Below are 16,443 nucleotides of genomic sequence, written 5' to 3'. Positions count from 1 at the left end.
GAGGCTTTCTCCGCGATCATCGCGCAGGCGAAGGCCGCGCTGCCGGAGCAGCAGCTGGCCGCCTGATCGGGCGATCGTTGATCTGAAGAGGGCGCCGGTAGAGCGATCCACCGGCGCCTTTTTCGTTGCGCGGTGCCACTCCCCACCGTCATCCCGGGCTCGCCCCCGGGATCCCGCTGCCTCGTCCCACCTCGCGAGGAAGCGGGACCCCGGATCAGGTCCGGGGTGACGGCTGGTATATCGCGCGACTCACCGCGCCGTGGACGCGCTGTCCTCCACCGACCGCGCGCGCGCCTCCGCCGCCGCGTCCGCCGCGCCGGTATCCAGCCCGGTGTCGACCGGGTTGGCCGCGTTCGCGCCGCCGTCGCTCGCCGCGGCCGAGGCCGCCGCCGCGTCGGCCGCGTCCTGCCCGCCCATACCGCCGCCGCCGCCGGCGTCGCTGCCCGGCGTGGCGCCGTCCTGGTCGCGCAGCACCTTGGCCGCGATCGCGTCGTCGCGCGCGTCGGTGCCGATCGGCGCCGCGGCTGAGTTGGGGTCGGTCATCGCCATCTCCTTGGAAATCATGACAGGTTCGAGAGGAACGAACGAGCGGGATGGGCGGACGATCCGCGATCGGCTACAGCGGCGCTCATGTCCGCGCTGTCGATCTTCGCCGCCGTTACGCTGTCCGCGCTCGCGATGACGCTGATCGTCGGCGTACGCTACCTGATCACCTCCGCGGGGTTCGCGTGGGCGACGAAGCTCAGGCACCCCGGCCTTTACACCGGGCTCGATCCGCAGATACGGCGCGAGATCTGGTGGAGCCTCGTCTCCGCCGCGATCTACGGCATACCCGCGGGCGTGCTCGCCTGGGGATGGGACAATCACGGCTGGACCCGCGTCTACCGCGACGTGCACGATTATCCCTTGTGGTACCTGCCGGTGTCGGTGCTCGCCTACCTGTTCCTGCACGATACCTGGTTCTACTGGACGCATCGCTGGATGCACCGGCCCGAGCCCTTCAAGCGCGCCCACGCGGTCCACCACGCCAGCCGCCCGCCGACCGCCTGGGCCGCGATGGCGTTCCACCCGATCGAGGCGCTGACCGGCGCTGTGGCAATTCCGCTACTGGTGCTCGCCATTCCGATCCACGTCGCAGCCCTCGGCTTGGTGCTGACGATCATGACGGTTATGGGTGTCACCAACCATATGGGGTGGGAGATTTTCCCTCGGTTCATGTGGCGGGGGGTAGTGGGGCGCTGGCTGATCACGGCCAGCCATCATCAGCGTCACCACGAGCGATATGGGTGCAATTATGGGCTTTATTTCCGGTTCTGGGACCGGGTCTGCGGCACCGACGACGGTGTCGGCGACTTCACCCGCGCCCATGCCAAGGCGCGCGCGCGCGGGTCTGCTGGTGAGCGCGGCGCTGCTGCTGGTGGGGGCCGCGCCGGTCGCGTCGCTTGACGTCTCGATCGACCACGTCCGCTCGGCCAAGGGCCTGCTGCGCGTCTGCCTGACCGCCGACCCCGACAATTTCCCCTCCTGCGTCGACGACGCCGATGCGGTGACGCGCAACGTGCCCGCGGGCACCCACGGCTTGCGCTTCACCGGCATCCCGCACGGCAATTACGCGGTGGCGGTGATCCACGACGAGAATGGCAACGCGAAGCTCGACACGTTCGCGGGCATCCCGCGCGAAGGCTTCGGCTTCTCGCGCAATCCGCCGATCCGCTTCGGCGCGCCGCGCTTCGCCGCCGCGCGCTTTGCGGTGACCGGTGATGCAGAACGGCAACAGGTCGGGCTGCGTTACTTCCTGTAAGGACGCGCGCGGACACAAAGCCGTAAATGCTCGTTCACGCGAGCAACATAGAAGGGGATAATTGTGTTCGCTGCCCGTTTTGCCGCCCGTCCGCTCCGCTCCGCCGTCCGTCCGCTCCACCTCGCCGCCGCCGCGCTCGCGGCATCGCTGGCACTTCCCGCCGCGGCGCAGACCTCGCCCGTCGATCCCAACGGCCCGCCGACCCCGCTCGTCACCGGCGACACCGTGACCGTCGCGGTCGCGGGCGCGTGGTTGCCCGATTACGAAGGCTCGAACGATTACTCGCTAACGCCCGGCCCCGCCGCGATCGGCACGCTGGGCGGCATCTCGTTCCAGGTGCTCGGCAACCGCGCCTCGGTTGACCTGATCGCCGACGCGCCGACCTCGCGCTGGGACTTCCAGGCCGGGCCGGTCGGGCTCGTCAATTTTAACCGCGTCAGCCGCAAGGGCATCGACGATCCCCGCGTCAAGGCGCTGCCGACCACCTCGACCGCGCTCGAACTCGGCGGCTATCTCGGCATCGGCCGCACCGGGCTCATCACCAGCGATTACGACAAGCTGTCGGTCGCGGTCAGCTACCGCTACGACGTGACCGGCATCCACGACAGCGGCGTGCTCCAGCCGTCGGTCAGCTACTATACCCCGCTCAGCCTCAAGTCGGCGGTGGGCGTGTTCGCCTCGGCCGAGAAGGTCGAGCGCGCGTACGGCCGCACCTACTTCGACGTCCGCCCGCAGGACGTCGCGGCGAGCGGGCTGCCCGCGTTCCGCACGCGCGGCGGGTGGAAGAACTACGTCGTCGGCGTGGCGGGCACCTACTCGCTCACCGGCGACCTGCTGCACGGGTGGAAGGTGATCGCGGGCGGCACCTACAAGCGGATGCTCAACGATTTCGGCGACACGCCGATCGTCAGCATCGCGGGGTCGCGCGACCAGTGGCTCGGCGCGATCGGCATCGGCTACACCTTCTGATCGCGCCAACGGCCGCGCCCCGCAGCTGAGAGCGGGGCGTAGTCGCGGCCACCGCGTCACGCGCCATTTGCGCCCGCGCGCCGCTGCGCCTATCGCGAACCCGTGATTCAGCCGCGCGACAGGCTCGCCGCGGCATGACCGAACAGTCGATGGTAGAAGGATGCGGGCGATGGGCGAAGCCGAACTGATCGAGGCGCTGGACGCGCGCGCCAAACGGCGCGACGATCGCCGCGCCTTCTTCCAGCAGGCGCTGGGCGCCGCCGCCGCGGGCGGCGCGGTGTTGGCCGCCGGGCGCGCCGGGGCGCAGACCGCGACGCCGACCCCCACGCCGTCGCCGACCGCGACCACCAGCCTGACCACGCCCGATTACCTCAACTTCGCGCTCAACCTCGAATATCTGGAGGCAAATTTCTACGCCTTCGCGACCACCGGTTCGGCAATCGCCGCGACGTTGCAGACCGGCGCGACCACCGCGGGGGCGCAGGGCGCGGCGAGCGGCGGGCGCCAGGTCAACTTCTCCGATGGGGTCGTGGCGCAGTTCGCGCGCGAGATCGCGGCGGACGAACTCGCGCACGTCAGCTTCCTGCGCACCGCGGTCGGCTCGCTCGCGGTGGCGCAGCCCGCGATCGACCTGAGCCCGGGCGGCGCCTTCACCGCCGCGGCGCGCGCCGCCGGGCTGGTCGGCGCGAACGCGACCTTCGACCCCTACGCCAATGACGAGAATTTCCTGCTCGCCTCGTTCCTGTTCGAGGACGTGGGCGTCACCGCCTACAAGAACGTCACGGGCCTGCTCTCCAACACCACCCTGCTGGAGGCGACGCAGGGCATCCTGGCGGTGGAGGCGTATCACGCCGCGATGATCCGCACGACCTTGTACCGCAAGGGCGTGGAGACGCCCGCGCTACGGCTGATCGAGGCGACGCAGCAGATCTCGGACGCGCGGGACCGGCTGGACGGCTCCAACGTGACCGAGAACCTCGTCACCGGCTACGCCGCGGACGACGATCAGGGCGTGGCGCCCGCCACCAACGCCGCGGGCGAGACGGTGTCCAACATCGTGCCGCTCAACGGCAACGGCCTCGCCTTCAGCCGGACCAGCGACCGCGTGCTCAACATCCTGTACCTGAACCAGGCATCGGTCAGCGCGGGCGGCTTCTTCCCCGCCGGCGTCAACGGCGCGATCAAGACGAGCGCGGCGGCGACCTGACGCCCGCCGTCACGCTTGCGCGCGCCACGCCTGTATTCTTCTCGTAGCCGAAAAGTCCGCTGCCATGACCGATCCCGCTCTCACTGCCTCGATCCTCGACGCCGCCGCCGCGCGCCGTGCCGAGCGTCGCCGTTTCATCAAGCTGGCGAGCGGCGGCGTCGCCGTCGCCGGCGGCCTGTCGCTACTCGCCGCCTGCGGGGGCGACGACGACGACGACAATCCGATCACCAACCCGTCGCCGACGCCTACGCCGACCCCGTCGTCGAGCAGCGTCGCCGCCGAGGTCGCGGTGCTCAACTTCGCGCTCCAGCTCGAGTATCTCGAAGCGCAATTCTACGCCTATGCCGCGACCGGTGAGGGGCTGCCCGCCGCCCTGATCGCGGGCACCGGCACCGCGGGTGCGGTGACCGGCGGGCGCCGCGTCGCCTTCACCGATCCCGTCGTCGCCGCCTATGCGCGCGAGATCGCGGCGGACGAGCGCGCGCACGTCGCCTTCCTGCGCCAGGTGCTCGGCAGCGCCGCGGTGGCGATGCCCGCGATCAACATCGACGGCAGCGCGACCGGCGCGTTCAGCACCGCGGCGCGCGCGGCCGGGCTGGTCGGCGAGGGCGCGGCGTTCGACCCCTACGCCAATGACGAGAACTTCCTGCTCGGCGCGTATATCTTCGAGGACGTCGGCGTCACCGCCTACAAGGGCGCGTCCTCGACGCTGATCTTCACCGCAGGTTATCAGGAGGCGACCGCCGGGCTGCTCGCCGCGGAGGCGTATCACGCCGGGCTGATCCGCACGACCTTGTACCAGAAGGGGCTGGCGACGCCGTCGCTGCGCACGGGCGCCGACGCGATCTCCGACGCGCGCGACCGGCTCGACGGCGTCCGCGCGACCGGCGCCACCCCCACTCCGACACCCTCGCCCACGCCGACCGCCACCGCGACCAGCCTGCCCACCGGCGTCGACGCGCGCGACCTCGACCAGGGGATCACCGGTACCGCGACCATGTCCAACATCGTCCCCGCCGACGCCAACGGCATCGCGTTCAGCCGCACGGTCGGTCAGGTGCTCAACATCACCTTCCTCAACAACGCCCCGGTCACGAGCGGCGGGTTCTTCCCCGCGGGCGTCAACGGCACGCTGAACACCAGCGCGGACAGCCGACCCGCGTAAGGCGCGAGCGCCTTCGCCGATCGCGAATCGGCGAAGAGTCGCTGCGGCGGCCAGCGTTGCCGACAGGCAACGTCTGACGTCCCGGCGGCCAGCGGAGCCGGGCACCGGCTCCGTCTGACGTCCCGGCGGCCAGCATCGCCGCAACGTCCCACGCCGCGGCGACCAACCCAACAGCCCGCCGCGCCCCCACGCGAATCACCCTTCCACTCCCGCCCCGCTCGCCTATAATGCCCGCTTCCCCGGGGGACCGCTGAGGCGGTTGAGAGGGGGGCGCCCGAGCCCCCGACCCGCTGAACCTGATCCGGCTGACACCGGCGTAGGGAGTGGAGCGGCGACCACCAGGCCACCGATCCTCTCCCCCACAAGGAGAGTGAAGCGCATGGCAGATATCCAGGCCCGCAGCGAGATCGGCGTCACCACCGGCGCGATCCGCGGTTCCCGCAAGATCCACGTGGGGCCGCTCGGCGTCGCGATGCGCGCGATCGACCTCGATCCCTCCTCCGGCGAGCCGCCGCTCAACGTCTACGACACCTCCGGCCCCTATACCGACCCGAACGCACGCATCGACATCATGGCGGGCCTGCCGAGTCTCCGCCGCGACTGGATCATGGCACGCGGCGACGTCGAGGCGTACGACGCGCGCGAGATCAGGCCCGAGGACAACGGCCAGCTCGGCCCCGATCGCTCGGGCGGGGTGCAGCCGTTCCCCAACGTCAACCGCCGTCCCTTGCGCGCCAAGGCGGGCGCCAACGTCAGCCAGATGCACTACGCGCGCCGCGGCATCATCACGCCCGAAATGGAATACGTCGCCACCCGCGAGAATCTCGGCCGCGAGATGCTGCGCGAGTACCACCGCGACGGCGAGGATTTCGGCGCCGCCATCCCCGATTACGTCACGCCGGAGTTCGTCCGCGACGAGGTCGCGCGCGGCCGCGCGATCATCCCCAACAACATCAACCACCCCGAAACCGAGCCGATGGCGATCGGCCGCAACTTCCTGGTCAAGATCAACGCCAACATCGGCAACAGCGCGGTCGCGTCCAACGTCGCGACCGAGGTCGACAAGCTCGTCTGGTCGATTCGCTGGGGCGCGGACACCGTCATGGACCTCTCGACGGGCCGCAACATTCACGACACGCGCGAGTGGATCATCCGAAACTCGCCCGTCCCGATCGGCACCGTCCCCATCTATCAGGCGCTGGAGAAGGTCGGCGGCATCGCCGAGGAGCTGACGTGGGAAATCTTCCGCGACACGCTGATCGAGCAGGCCGAGCAGGGCGTCGACTATTTCACCATCCACGCCGGCGTACGCCTGCCCTATGTGCCGCTCACCGCCAAGCGCGTGACCGGCATCGTCAGCCGCGGCGGCTCGATCATGGCGAAATGGTGCCTCAGCCACCACAAGGAGAGCTTCCTCTACGAGCGCTTCGATGAGATCACCGAGATCATGCGCGCGTACGACATCGCCTACTCGCTCGGCGACGGCCTGCGCCCCGGCTCGATCGCCGACGCCAACGACGAGGCGCAGTTCGCCGAGCTCTATACGCTCGGCGAACTGACCAAGCGCGCCTGGCAGCAGGACGTGCAGGTGATGATCGAGGGCCCCGGCCACGTGCCGATGCACAAGATCAAGCAGAATATGGACAAGCAGCTCGAGGCGTGCGGCGAGGCGCCCTTCTACACGCTCGGGCCGCTCACCACCGATATCGCGCCCGGCTACGACCACATCACCAGCGGCATCGGCGCCGCGATGATCGGTTGGTACGGCACCGCGATGCTCTGCTACGTCACGCCCAAGGAGCATCTCGGCCTGCCCGACCGCGACGACGTGAAGACCGGCGTGGTCACCTACAAGCTCGCCGCCCACGCCGCCGATTTGGCCAAGGGACACCCGGCGGCCAAGATGCGCGACGACGCGCTGTCACGCGCGCGCTTCGAGTTCCGCTGGCGCGACCAGTTCAACCTCAGCCTCGACCCCGACACGGCGGAATCGTACCACGACCAGACCCTGCCGGCAGAGGGCGCCAAGACCGCGCACTTCTGCTCGATGTGCGGCCCGAAATTCTGCTCGATGAAGATCACGCAGGAAGTGCGCGACTTCGCCGCCAAGCAGAACGCCCCGGTCGAAACCTTCGTCGCCGCCCAACCTCCCCGGCACGGGCAGGGGGACCATGCGCCGCATGGTGGAGGGGGCACGCCGCTCGACGCCACCGCTGCCGAGGCGGGAATGGCCGAGATGAGCGAGCGGTTCAAGGAGAAGGGTGGGGAGGTCTACCTGCCGGCGGAGTAGCTAAAGACCTTCTAAATCATCCAAATCGCGTACCGAAAGAACGATAGCTCGCTGCAAGATACCTTGCAGTGAGCGAACAAACTGACATTCGACGTAAGTGTCAAGGTGGTTGCCGCGCCGATCCATGGCGTTCAAGAGATCAGCTTGTAATCTTCCCTTTCGATCGGATGGAACGTTAAAGCTTAGTAAGCCTTGATGTCCACGCACGCGAAGTTTTCCCCAACCCGTCTCCGTATTGTATTGAATTATGGCAACCAATATGAGAGTCGTCTGATCGTCCACTCTCAATGTGTCGATCTCATTTGCCATTTGACGATTTAAAAAGGCTACCTGTCTGCTGTTGAAGTCATCATTAGCAGCAATTTTTAAAGTAGTTGCACTTCTTCTTAGCGCTATACCCATATCTTTAAGGAGTGGGCTGGCCATAGAGGTAAGTCGCGCTTCTTGGTCTGGTGTAATTCGCCTAACCACATCCGCATAACCTTCCAAATAGGCTCTCCTCTGACCTTCAGCTAAAAGCCTCTCGTAAAGCTCGCGATTTTCTTCAGTGAGCCGATCACCGCGCGCAATCCGATCATCTAAAAGGTCGTACGTCCTTCTATTCTGCTCAGCCCGATCAGCTATATCACTATTATAAGTTTCAATTAGGCTACGTTGAGTTTGAAGAGCCTCTCGCAAATTATCGGAAGAGGCTGGTTTAACGATCCGATCCACGACGTAGGACCACATCAAGCTTATAAGTGCTTCGATGAAAGCATCACGCGCAGCGATCAAAGCTGGAGCGATAGTTGATATGATAAAAGAGCCATCTTGCTGCGTTCGCAGCAGGGTTCGGGTATTATTATCGTATGTCACACGTGACGAAAATCGCCCATTCTGACGAAACTGGTCTAATTTGACCATTAGCCGTGCAGCGCCATACTGAAAGCGGCCTGCTTCGTAGAAGTCCAGCGCGTGCCTGTCTGCTAGTGCCCCTGCAAAGGTAAAGTCGATTTCCTCGGCCATGCTCGCCCTCTCATTACGTCAGGCTACAATGGGCCTAGTCTGTGTCAATATAGTATCGATCCTACACCACATGCGACAACTGCTAGCGGCCTAATCGCGGCACCTGACAAGCCTGATCGAAGTATGTGCTGATCCGTCATAGTTTGATGCATTATATTAGAAGGCACCTTTACGGCCGCTTCGAACCTTCGTCACCGCTCCCGAACTCGCGCATCGATCCCAGCAATCGCTCCGCGTTCCTGGGCGAGCGCAGCAGGTACATCGTTTCCTCGATCGACGCCCACGCACTCGCCGACACGAGCACCGCGCCTTCGCCGCGCTCGCGCGTGATCGCGAGCGGCGTGCAATCGTCGACGACCCCGGCGATCGCCGCTTCCAGATCGTCGCTCGCTTCAAGGCAGGACATCGCGCGCATCGCGGGAGGATGAAACCGCACTGGCCACGCGTCAACGCCCGCCACTGTCCTACACGCCCGCGATCTGCGTTTACCCTCGCGGATGCACGACCATCCGCAACCCTCCGCCGGCGCCGCCGCCCCCCACGCGGCCGCGCTCCCCGCCACGCAAGGTTCGTCGCCCGAGCGCGACGCGCACGGCTTCGATCCGGGCGATTTCGAGTGGCGCCCCGTCCCGCGCCGCCCGCGCGCCGATGGCTGGTCGCCCGAGGTGCAGGCGCGCTTCGTCGAGGCGCTGGCGGATACCGGGCTCGTCTCCGCTGCCTGCGCCGCGGTCGATATGTCGGTGGCGAGCGCCTATCGCCTGCGCCGCGCGGCGGGTGCGGAGAGCTTCGCGCGCGCCTGGGACGCAGCCCTCGACGCCGCCGCCGACCACCTTCAGTCGGTCGCCTTCGCCTGCGCGATCGAGGGCGTCGGCGTGCCCGTCTACGACCGCGACGGCTGCCGCATCGGGTCGAAGCGGCAGTATAACGACCGCCTGCTCATGCTCCTGCTGCGCGCCTACCGTCCCGATCGCTTCCGCCACGCGCACGAGGATACGCGCCGCGCCGACGAGCCGCGGCCCGCCCCCACGCTGTCGATGGCGCGCGCGACGCCCGCACTGTCGCCGGTCGCCCCGGCCGAGCCGCACCGGTTGATGGCGCCCGACGCGCTCGCCGACGCGCTCGACGCTGCGGCGGGCTTGGGCGAGCTCTACGAACTTTACCCCGATCTCGAGCGCGAGCGTTACGTCCGCCCGGTCACGGAGCCCGACAGCCACGTTGCGACCGAGCGCGCCCGCGCCCGCGCCGCGCGCGAGGCCGCGCGCGACGACGCCGACTGGGCGCGCGGCAACGACCCGTTCGCGCACGCAGCCGCACGCGACTACGACGGCACCCCCGACCTGTGACCGCACGGGCGGCCCGGAGAGGTGACGGACGGTCATCGCGCAGGCCGCCCACGCGACCGGCTGCGCTCGTCACCGAAGCGGCGCGCGTGCGCTATGGGTCGGCTATCAGCGGCTGCGGACCGAATAATTGGTGGGAAGGTCCAGCTATCACACCGCCATCGCCCGGCGAGCGGCGCGGCGAGCGGCAACATCAGCGCACCTCACTTGTCCCTCATGCCAACCCGCGATCCGCCAAGCAACGCCACCCCACGCCTTGGCCTAACCTTAGCCTCACCTTTGATGCCGGAGGGGCGCGCACCATCCGGCGAGCTATCGCGCACAGCTTTATCCTCGCAGAACATCTCGGGTCGCACGGAACAGGGACGGCCAACGCGTCACCGCTCGTTGGCCTCACGTTCGCTTCACCTTCCACGCCGCGGGGAGCAGCGAAGGCTAGCGAGGCACCGCGTCTCGGCCTTACCTTCCGCAACTCTCGGCGGAGCGACAGAAGGTGAGCCTTTTATGTCGTTGTCACCACTCGTGCGAAGAGCAGATAGGCCTCCACGTCACCCGCGCGTTGGCCTCACCTTAGCTTCACCTTTCGTGGTGAGCGCGCAGCGACACTCCGCGCAGTACGGCTCGTTGGCGTGACCTTCGCCTCACCTTCCGGCTCACGCGATTGCCGGCACCCGGCGCGTCACCGCGCCTCGGCGTCACCTCATCCGCGAGTTGCCGGGCGGACGGTGGCGTGCCTCACGCAGCGCACCGCCCGCCCGCGCGGATCACAGCTGGTTACGGACCTGCTGCTCGACGCGCGCGTCGTCGTTGTCGTCGGCGCGGTCGGCGGCGTCCTCGCCCATCTCGCGGACGTTGTCGGCGCGGTCCTCCAGCATGTCGGACACCTGCTCGTTGCCGGTCGCGTCGGCCTGCGCCTCGAGCGCGTCGGCGCGGTTCTCGGTCATCGCCTCGATGTTGTCGGCGGCGCGATCGTCGGCATTTCCGCCGCACGCGCCCAGCATCAACAGCGCGGCCACGCCGGTGGCCTTCAGGATTGTCTTCATTCTTAGCCCCTTTTGATTCGTTGCGGCGCGTCAATGATCGGTCGGCGCGGCGGTTCCAAATCGCGCCTGGTGCGTTGGCTCCGCCATGCCCGACCCTTCTTCCACGCCGACGTGGATTCGCATCGCCAACCACCTGCTCAGCGCCGAGATCAACCCGCACGGCGCCGAACTGTCCTCGCTCAAGGACGCCGACGGCCACGAGCTGATGACGAACGCCGACCCGCGCTGGTGGAGCGGGCGCGCCCCGCTACTCTTCCCGGTCGTCGGCAAGCCCGCGAACGAGACGATCCGCGTCGACGGGCGCGACTATCCGATGAAGCAGCACGGCTTCGCGCGCCGCCGCGACTTCGCGGTGATCGAGGCCGCGCCGACCCGCGCGGTGTTCGCGCTCGGCGACGACGCGGAGACGCGCGCCTCCTACCCGTTCGCGTTCGGACTGGAGGTCGCCTTCGCGCTCGATGGCGCGACGCTCGACATCGGCGTGACGGTGCGCAACCCCGGCGACGCGCCGCTTCCCGCCAGCTTCGGTTTCCACCCCGCCTTTGCCTGGCCGCTGCCCTACGGCGCGCCACGCGAGGACCACCGCGTCACCTTCGCCGACGACGAGCCCGCGGCGCTGCGCGTCTTGAACGGCGACGGGCAGGTCAGCGACGAGGCGCGCAAGTCGCCGCTCGACGGCTGCACGCTGCACCTGTCGGACGAGATGTTCGCGCGCGACGCGCTGATCTGGGACCGGGTGCGCAGCCAGTCGGTCCGCTACGGCGCGGACACCGGGCCGGCGCTGGAGATCGCCTTCCCCGACACCCCGATGCTGGGCATCTGGAGCAAGCCCGGCGCGCCGTTCGTCTGCGTCGAGCCGTGGCACGGGATCGCCGATCCGGCGGGCTACGCGGGCGAGTACCGCGACAAGCCCGGCGTGTTCGAGGTCGCGCCGGGCGCGGAGAAGCGCGTCGCCATGTCGGTCACGCTGGCGGCATGAGCGTGAGCGTCGCCGGACACGACAACGGCCGGCCGCTCGGGGGAGCGACCGGCCGTTCGGACAAAGTGGCGGCGATCAGCCGTCGTAGTCGGCGCCGAGGTTCTGGTTGCGCGGCGGGGCGGCGGCGGTGAGGCGTAGCGCCTCCGCCGAGGCGGCCAGGCTGCCGACCTCGTCCGCCTCGTCCTCGTCGTCGATCTGCACGCGCTGCATGCCCTGGATCGCGGACTCGTTCAGGTCGCGCGGGCGCACCGTCTGCTCGGCGATCTCGCGCAGTGCCACGACCGGGTTCTTGTCGCGGTCGCGGTCGAGCGTCAGTTCCGCGCCGCCCGAGATCTGGCGCGCGCGCTGCGCCGCCATCAGCACCAGGTCGAAACGGTTCGGGATCTTGTCGACGCAATCCTCGACGGTCACGCGCGCCATAGGCGGCTTCCTTGCAAAAAATGGAAACGGGAAGATCGCCGTTTATGACGTGGGTGTCGCCAAGTCAATGAAAGCGGGCGCGGCGTGCCGGCGGGAGCCGGTTGCATGACCGGGCCGTTCACCGTCGACGGCCACCGCCTGACGCTGCTGCCCGAGGGTCCCGAGCGGCGACGCGCGCTGCTGGAGTTGATCGAGGGCGCGCGCGAGACGCTGCGGCTGATCTTCTACATCTACGCCAACGACGCGTCGGGGCAGCGGATCAACGACGCGCTGGCCGCGGCCGCCGCGCGCGGAGTGCGCGTCGCGCTGATCGTCGACGGGTTCGGCAGCGACGATACCGACGCGCACTTCTTCGACGCGCTGCGCGACGCAGGCGTCTCGGTGTGCCGCTTCTCCGCGCGGTTCGGGCGGCGCTACTTGCTGCGCAACCACCAGAAGCTCGCACTCGCCGATTCAGGGACCGACCACGCGCGGATTCTGACCGGCGGGTTCAACGTCGAAGACGATTATTTCGGCACCGAGCGCGAACAGGCCTGGCGCGACCTGGGGCTGCTGATCGAGGGCGAGGCCGCGTCACGGATGGCGGGCTATTTCGACGCGCTGGAGGAATGGATCCGACACCCCAAGGGCAAGCTGCGCCACCTCAACCGCGCGCTGTCGCGCTGGAGCGAGACGGACGGGCGGCTGCGCTGGCTGATCGGCGGGCCGACGCGGCGACTGTCGCCCTGGGCGCGCGCGATCCGCCACGACATGCGGCGGGCGGCGCGGATCGACCTGATCGCGGCCTATTTCACGCCGAGCCCGACGATCCTGCGCCGGCTCGATCGCGCCGGGCGGCTGGGGCAGAAGGTGCGCGTCGTCACCGCGGGGAAGTCGGACAACGATGCCACGATCGCGGCGGCACGCTTCACCTATCGCGGATTGCTCAAGAAGGGCGTGCGCGTGTTCGAGTATCAGCCGACCAAGCTGCACACCAAGCTCTACGTCGTCGACGACGCGGTCTACGTCGGCAGCGCCAATTTCGACATGCGCAGCCTGTTCATCAACCTGGAACTGATGATCCGGATCGAGGACGCCGCGTTCGCCGCGCAGGTGCGCGACTACGTCGACGGCGAGATCGCGCACTCGCGCGAGATCACGCGCGACCTCTACGCCGAGGCGACGGGGTGGTGGCAGCGTACCAAGCAGTTCGCCGCCTACCTGATCGTCGGCGTGCTCGACCCGACCGTGTCGCGCGGGCTCAACTTCCGCAGCGGCGACCTGTAGCGCCCCTCCGCCTGCCCGGCGTTCAGTCCTTGTGCGCCCAGTAGAGCTGCGCGGGCGGCACGTTCCACCATTCCATGTCGTGGTCGATGCGCGTGAAATGCGCGGCGATGAAGTCGCGGACCTTGGGGCTGAACTGATAGACCAGGAACGCGCCGTCCTTGCGCAGCGCGCGGTGCGTGGCGGCGGCGATCGCGGGGCCGACGCCGTCGGGCAGCGTCGAGAAGGGCAGGCCGGACAGGATGTAGTCGGCCGACGGGTGGCCGTGCTCGGCGATGATCCGTTCGACGTCCGCCGCCGACCCCTCGACCGCGACGAAGCGTGAATCGGTGATCGTATGGTCGAGGTAGCGGATGAAATCGGCGTTGGTGTCGATCGCGATCAACGTCGCGTCGGGCGCCATGCGCTCCAGGATCGGGCGGCAGAAGGTGCCGACGCCGGGTCCGTACTCGACGAACAGCTTGCAGTTCGCCCAGTCGACGGGTGCGAGCATCTTGTTGATCAGCCGGTCCGACGACGGGATGATCGAGCCGACCATGACCGGGTGCTTCAGGAAGCCTTGAAAGAACATCTGCAACGGTCCGGGGACACCGGCGGGCCGCGCGCGACGCATCGCGTTGGTCGAACTGGGCATGAGGAAAAGCACTGCTCCCGTATGGTCCGGCCTGCGTGCTCCGCGCAGCCGGTTTGACGAACGCCGTTGAAGCGCGTCGGTTGCCATAGCGGGGTTGCGCCCGGCTCCCAAGCGCCTAATCGCATCGCATGCCGGACGACGAAGCAGCGGCGCGGGGGAGCAGGCGGGGCCAGGTCGCGGTGATCTTCGCCGCCTGGCGCACGCGCGCGGACGAAGCGGGCTACGCGGCCGCGGCGCAGGCGATGGACGCGCTCGCCGCCGCGCAGCCGGGTTACCGGGGGATCGACGCGGCGCGCGGGGGCAACGGTTTCGGCATCACGGTCAGCTACTGGGCGGACGAGGCAAGCGCGGTCGCGTGGCGACAGCATCCCGAGCACGCCGCGGTGCGCGAGGCCGGGCGCGGGCGCTGGTACGACGCCTACGACCTGCACGTCGCGCAGGTGGCGCGCAGTTACGGCTGGACGCGAACAGGAGGGGAGCGGGCATGAAGCGCGGGTTCGATCGGCGCTTCGCGCTCATGTTCCTCGTCATGCTGACGATCGCGGCGGGGAACACCGCGCTGCAGTCGGTACTGCCCGCGCTCGGGCGATCCTTGGGGGTCAAGGACAGTGCGGTCGCCGCCGCCTTCTCCGTGTCCGCGCTGCTGTGGGTAGTGGCGGCGCCGTTCTGGGCGCGGCGATCGGACCGGCACGGGCGGCGGTTGATGATCCTGTTCGGGATGGGCGGGTTCTGCGTCAGCCTGACCTTGTGCGGCGTGTTCCTGGCGGCGGGGGTCAACGGCTGGATCGGCGGCACGACCGCGTTCGTGCTCTTCATCCTGGGGCGGCTGATCTACGGGACGTTCGGATCGGCCGCGCCGCCCGCGGTGCAGGCGCTGGTCGCGGGCAACACGACGCGCGAGGAGCGCACGCGCGCGCTGACGCTGCTCGCCTCCGCCTTCGGGCTGGGAACGATCCTGGGACCGGCGCTCGCACCTTACCTGATCCTCGGGCACGCCGGCACGGTCGAGGTCGGGCTGGCGGGGCCGGCGTTCGTGTTCGCGCTGTTCGGGCTGATCGTGTTCGTGACGGTCAGGCGCGTGCTGCCCGACGATCGCGGGATCGTGTCGGGCGTCCACGGCGCGGCCAACGCCTATCCCTCGATCGGCGGGCAGGCGTCGGGCGCGAGCGTGACCGCCGCCACCGCAGAGGGGCGCACGGACGTACGCTACACCGACCCGCGGATCAGGGCGTGGATGATCGCCGGACTGGTGATGGGGCACGCGCAGGCGATGACGGGACAGGCGATCGGCTTCCTGGTGATCGACCGTCTGAACGTCGCGCCGGCCGCCGCGCTGGAGCCGACCGGCATCGTGCTGATGATGGGAGCGGGTGCGGCGCTGCTGGCGCAATGGGGGCTGATCCCGACGCTCAACCTCAAACCGCGCGCGCTGGTGCTCGTCGGACTGGTGCTGGCGGCGGGGGGAACCGCGCTGACGGGGCTCGCGACCTCGCTGTACGGCATCGCGACCGCCTATGCGCTGGCGAGCCTGGGGTTCGGCTTCACGCGACCAGGGTTCACCGCGGGTTCGAGCCTGGCGGTCGGCGCGGAGGCGCAGGGATCGGTCGCGGGCAAGGTGACGAGCGTCAACGGCGCCAGCTTCGTGCTGGGCCCGTCGATCGGGGTCGGGCTGTACGAGGTGCAGCATTCACTGCCGTACCTGACCGCGGGGGCGGCGTGCGTGATCCTGCTCGCCTACGCGTGGCACGCGCTGCGCACGCCCGAGCGCGACGCGCAGGTGTGGAGCGATCCCGAGGTCTGAGCGGGGTGCCGCCGCGTGGCGATACCCCCGTACAGTCAGTCGCTGCCCTTCGGTCCGCGCGGGGTGAGCTGGCCTGGCGCGATGAAGCCGAGCGGCTGAATCGCGTTCGCTTCTTGCTTCAGCTTCGCCGCCATCTGCTCGTACTCGCGCTCGACCTCGGGCGTGACGCTCGCGCGCGAGTCCTCGAGCGCACGCTCGAAGTTCGCTTGGCTGACCTCGGCATTGTCGATGTGTTCGCGCAGCGCGATCAGGCCGGCGCGGCGCACCACGTCCTCCAGGTCGGCACCGGTGAAGCGATCGGTGCGCGCGGCGATGTCGTCGAGGTCGACGTCGGAGCCGAGCGGCATCTTCTGCGTTTGGATACCGAGGATGCGACGCCGCCCTTCGCGACTCGGCAGTCCGACGTAGATCAGCTCGTCGAAGCGACCGGGGCGCAGCAGCGCGGGATCGACCAGATTGGGCCGGTTGGTTGCGCCGATGACGACGACCGATTGCAGCTCCTCCAGCCCGTCCATCTCGGCCAGGA

At 68.6% G+C, this 16,443-nt stretch carries 18 protein-coding genes and 1 riboswitch; of the genes, 11 read left to right on the top strand and 7 right to left on the bottom strand.

Annotated features, from left to right (window positions below; genetic code table 11):
• Window positions 1-249: 249 nt before the first annotated feature.
• Window positions 250-543: a hypothetical protein gene (locus ACFDS6_RS14830; protein WP_375272878.1), complete on the bottom strand. Its 294-nt coding sequence runs from the start codon at window positions 541-543 to the stop codon at window positions 250-252.
• 87 nt (window positions 544-630) lie between these two features.
• Here ACFDS6_RS14830 and ACFDS6_RS14825 point away from each other — a divergent pair, with 87 nt between their 5' ends.
• The 6 genes from ACFDS6_RS14825 (at window position 631) to thiC (ending at window position 7,432) form a co-directional block, all read left to right on the top strand.
• Window positions 631-1,446, top strand: coding sequence for a sterol desaturase family protein (locus ACFDS6_RS14825; RefSeq protein ID WP_375272877.1), 816 nt, complete (start codon window positions 631-633; stop codon window positions 1,444-1,446).
• Window positions 1,367-1,801, top strand: coding sequence for a DUF2141 domain-containing protein (locus tag ACFDS6_RS14820; RefSeq protein WP_375272876.1), 435 nt, complete (start codon window positions 1,367-1,369; stop codon window positions 1,799-1,801). Before ACFDS6_RS14825 ends, ACFDS6_RS14820 begins: the two co-directional genes overlap by 80 nt.
• A gap of 63 nt (window positions 1,802-1,864) precedes the next feature.
• Complete coding sequence (locus ACFDS6_RS14815; RefSeq protein WP_375272875.1) at window positions 1,865-2,770, top strand: MipA/OmpV family protein; 906 nt, start codon at window positions 1,865-1,867, stop codon at window positions 2,768-2,770.
• A 160-nt stretch (window positions 2,771-2,930) separates the two neighbouring features.
• Entirely contained in the window at window positions 2,931-3,977 is a 1,047-nt protein-coding gene (locus ACFDS6_RS14810; protein WP_375272874.1) for a ferritin-like domain-containing protein, read from the top strand.
• Window positions 3,978-4,041: 64 nt separating this feature from the next.
• On the top strand, window positions 4,042-5,142 hold the full coding sequence (locus tag ACFDS6_RS14805) for a ferritin-like domain-containing protein (protein ID WP_375272873.1): 1,101 nt from the start codon (window positions 4,042-4,044) through the stop codon (window positions 5,140-5,142).
• A gap of 230 nt (window positions 5,143-5,372) precedes the next feature.
• Window positions 5,373-5,483: riboswitch (TPP riboswitch) on the top strand.
• A gap of 38 nt (window positions 5,484-5,521) precedes the next feature.
• Window positions 5,522-7,432, top strand: coding sequence for a phosphomethylpyrimidine synthase ThiC (gene thiC, locus ACFDS6_RS14800; protein WP_375272872.1), 1,911 nt, complete (start codon window positions 5,522-5,524; stop codon window positions 7,430-7,432).
• Here thiC and ACFDS6_RS14795 read toward each other — a convergent pair whose 3' ends face one another.
• A complete protein-coding gene (locus ACFDS6_RS14795; protein ID WP_375272871.1) occupies window positions 7,433-8,437 on the bottom strand; it encodes a hypothetical protein in 1,005 nt (334 codons plus the stop codon).
• A 169-nt stretch (window positions 8,438-8,606) separates the two neighbouring features.
• Window positions 8,607-8,843 (bottom strand): type II toxin-antitoxin system Phd/YefM family antitoxin, encoded by a 237-nt coding sequence (locus ACFDS6_RS14790; protein WP_375272870.1) that lies wholly within the window; start codon window positions 8,841-8,843, stop codon window positions 8,607-8,609.
• A 91-nt stretch (window positions 8,844-8,934) separates the two neighbouring features.
• On the opposite strand from ACFDS6_RS14790, the gene ACFDS6_RS14785 reads away from it, so the two are divergent.
• A complete protein-coding gene (locus tag ACFDS6_RS14785) occupies window positions 8,935-9,780 on the top strand; it encodes a hypothetical protein (RefSeq protein ID WP_375272868.1) in 846 nt (281 codons plus the stop codon).
• A 761-nt stretch (window positions 9,781-10,541) separates the two neighbouring features.
• Here the strand turns inward: ACFDS6_RS14785 and ACFDS6_RS14780 are convergent.
• Entirely contained in the window at window positions 10,542-10,820 is a 279-nt protein-coding gene (locus tag ACFDS6_RS14780) for a hypothetical protein (protein ID WP_375272867.1), read from the bottom strand.
• Between the two features lie 85 nt (window positions 10,821-10,905).
• Here ACFDS6_RS14780 and ACFDS6_RS14775 point away from each other — a divergent pair, with 85 nt between their 5' ends.
• Window positions 10,906-11,799, top strand: a complete 894-nt coding sequence (locus ACFDS6_RS14775; protein ID WP_375272866.1) for an aldose 1-epimerase family protein — start codon at window positions 10,906-10,908, stop codon at window positions 11,797-11,799.
• Between the two features lie 75 nt (window positions 11,800-11,874).
• Here ACFDS6_RS14775 and rpoZ read toward each other — a convergent pair whose 3' ends face one another.
• The gene (gene rpoZ, locus ACFDS6_RS14770) at window positions 11,875-12,219 is read right to left on the bottom strand and encodes a DNA-directed RNA polymerase subunit omega (protein WP_174194574.1); all 345 of its coding nucleotides are present in this window, start codon (window positions 12,217-12,219) and stop codon (window positions 11,875-11,877) included.
• A 105-nt stretch (window positions 12,220-12,324) separates the two neighbouring features.
• On the opposite strand from rpoZ, the gene ACFDS6_RS14765 reads away from it, so the two are divergent.
• On the top strand, window positions 12,325-13,485 hold the full coding sequence (locus ACFDS6_RS14765; protein ID WP_375272865.1) for a phosphatidylserine/phosphatidylglycerophosphate/cardiolipin synthase family protein: 1,161 nt from the start codon (window positions 12,325-12,327) through the stop codon (window positions 13,483-13,485).
• 22 nt (window positions 13,486-13,507) lie between these two features.
• Here ACFDS6_RS14765 and ACFDS6_RS14760 read toward each other — a convergent pair whose 3' ends face one another.
• Window positions 13,508-14,116: a class I SAM-dependent methyltransferase gene (locus tag ACFDS6_RS14760; protein WP_375272864.1), complete on the bottom strand. Its 609-nt coding sequence runs from the start codon at window positions 14,114-14,116 to the stop codon at window positions 13,508-13,510.
• A gap of 128 nt (window positions 14,117-14,244) precedes the next feature.
• Between ACFDS6_RS14760 and ACFDS6_RS14755 the strand changes: the two genes are divergently transcribed.
• Together ACFDS6_RS14755 and ACFDS6_RS14750 are read left to right on the top strand one after the other, a co-directional pair.
• A complete protein-coding gene (locus ACFDS6_RS14755) occupies window positions 14,245-14,604 on the top strand; it encodes an antibiotic biosynthesis monooxygenase family protein (RefSeq protein ID WP_375272863.1) in 360 nt (119 codons plus the stop codon).
• Window positions 14,601-15,917: an MFS transporter gene (locus tag ACFDS6_RS14750; protein ID WP_375272862.1), complete on the top strand. Its 1,317-nt coding sequence runs from the start codon at window positions 14,601-14,603 to the stop codon at window positions 15,915-15,917. The genes ACFDS6_RS14755 and ACFDS6_RS14750 overlap by 4 nt, the downstream gene beginning before the upstream one ends.
• A 35-nt stretch (window positions 15,918-15,952) precedes the next feature.
• Here the strand turns inward: ACFDS6_RS14750 and ACFDS6_RS14745 are convergent.
• Window positions 15,953-16,443 (bottom strand): AAA family ATPase (locus tag ACFDS6_RS14745; protein WP_375272861.1); only part of this gene is annotated, 491 nt, incomplete at its 5' end.

Source organism: Sphingomonas sp. (genome assembly GCF_042095875.1).
Taxonomy (GTDB): domain Bacteria; phylum Pseudomonadota; class Alphaproteobacteria; order Sphingomonadales; family Sphingomonadaceae; genus Sphingomonas.
The sequence above is the reverse complement of the archived record's forward strand: the minus strand, read 5'-3'. Positions and strand labels throughout refer to the sequence as shown.

Coding starts and splice junctions, on each gene's coding strand:
- ACFDS6_RS14830 (WP_375272878.1), bottom strand. CDS start 543: ATGACCGACCCCAACTCAGCCGCGGCGCCGATCGGCACCGACGCGCGC.
- ACFDS6_RS14825 (WP_375272877.1), top strand. CDS start 631: ATGTCCGCGCTGTCGATCTTCGCCGCCGTTACGCTGTCCGCGCTCGCG.
- ACFDS6_RS14820 (WP_375272876.1), top strand. CDS start 1,367: ATGCCAAGGCGCGCGCGCGCGGGTCTGCTGGTGAGCGCGGCGCTGCTG.
- ACFDS6_RS14810 (WP_375272874.1), top strand. CDS start 2,931: ATGCGGGCGATGGGCGAAGCCGAACTGATCGAGGCGCTGGACGCGCGC.
- ACFDS6_RS14805 (WP_375272873.1), top strand. CDS start 4,042: ATGACCGATCCCGCTCTCACTGCCTCGATCCTCGACGCCGCCGCCGCG.
- thiC (WP_375272872.1), top strand. CDS start 5,522: ATGGCAGATATCCAGGCCCGCAGCGAGATCGGCGTCACCACCGGCGCG.
- ACFDS6_RS14795 (WP_375272871.1), bottom strand. CDS start 8,437: ATGGCCGAGGAAATCGACTTTACCTTTGCAGGGGCACTAGCAGACAGG.
- ACFDS6_RS14790 (WP_375272870.1), bottom strand. CDS start 8,843: ATGTCCTGCCTTGAAGCGAGCGACGATCTGGAAGCGGCGATCGCCGGG.
- ACFDS6_RS14785 (WP_375272868.1), top strand. CDS start 8,935: ATGCACGACCATCCGCAACCCTCCGCCGGCGCCGCCGCCCCCCACGCG.
- ACFDS6_RS14780 (WP_375272867.1), bottom strand. CDS start 10,820: ATGAAGACAATCCTGAAGGCCACCGGCGTGGCCGCGCTGTTGATGCTG.
- ACFDS6_RS14775 (WP_375272866.1), top strand. CDS start 10,906: ATGCCCGACCCTTCTTCCACGCCGACGTGGATTCGCATCGCCAACCAC.
- rpoZ (WP_174194574.1), bottom strand. CDS start 12,219: ATGGCGCGCGTGACCGTCGAGGATTGCGTCGACAAGATCCCGAACCGT.
- ACFDS6_RS14765 (WP_375272865.1), top strand. CDS start 12,325: ATGACCGGGCCGTTCACCGTCGACGGCCACCGCCTGACGCTGCTGCCC.
- ACFDS6_RS14760 (WP_375272864.1), bottom strand. CDS start 14,116: ATGCCCAGTTCGACCAACGCGATGCGTCGCGCGCGGCCCGCCGGTGTC.
- ACFDS6_RS14755 (WP_375272863.1), top strand. CDS start 14,245: ATGCCGGACGACGAAGCAGCGGCGCGGGGGAGCAGGCGGGGCCAGGTC.
- ACFDS6_RS14750 (WP_375272862.1), top strand. CDS start 14,601: ATGAAGCGCGGGTTCGATCGGCGCTTCGCGCTCATGTTCCTCGTCATG.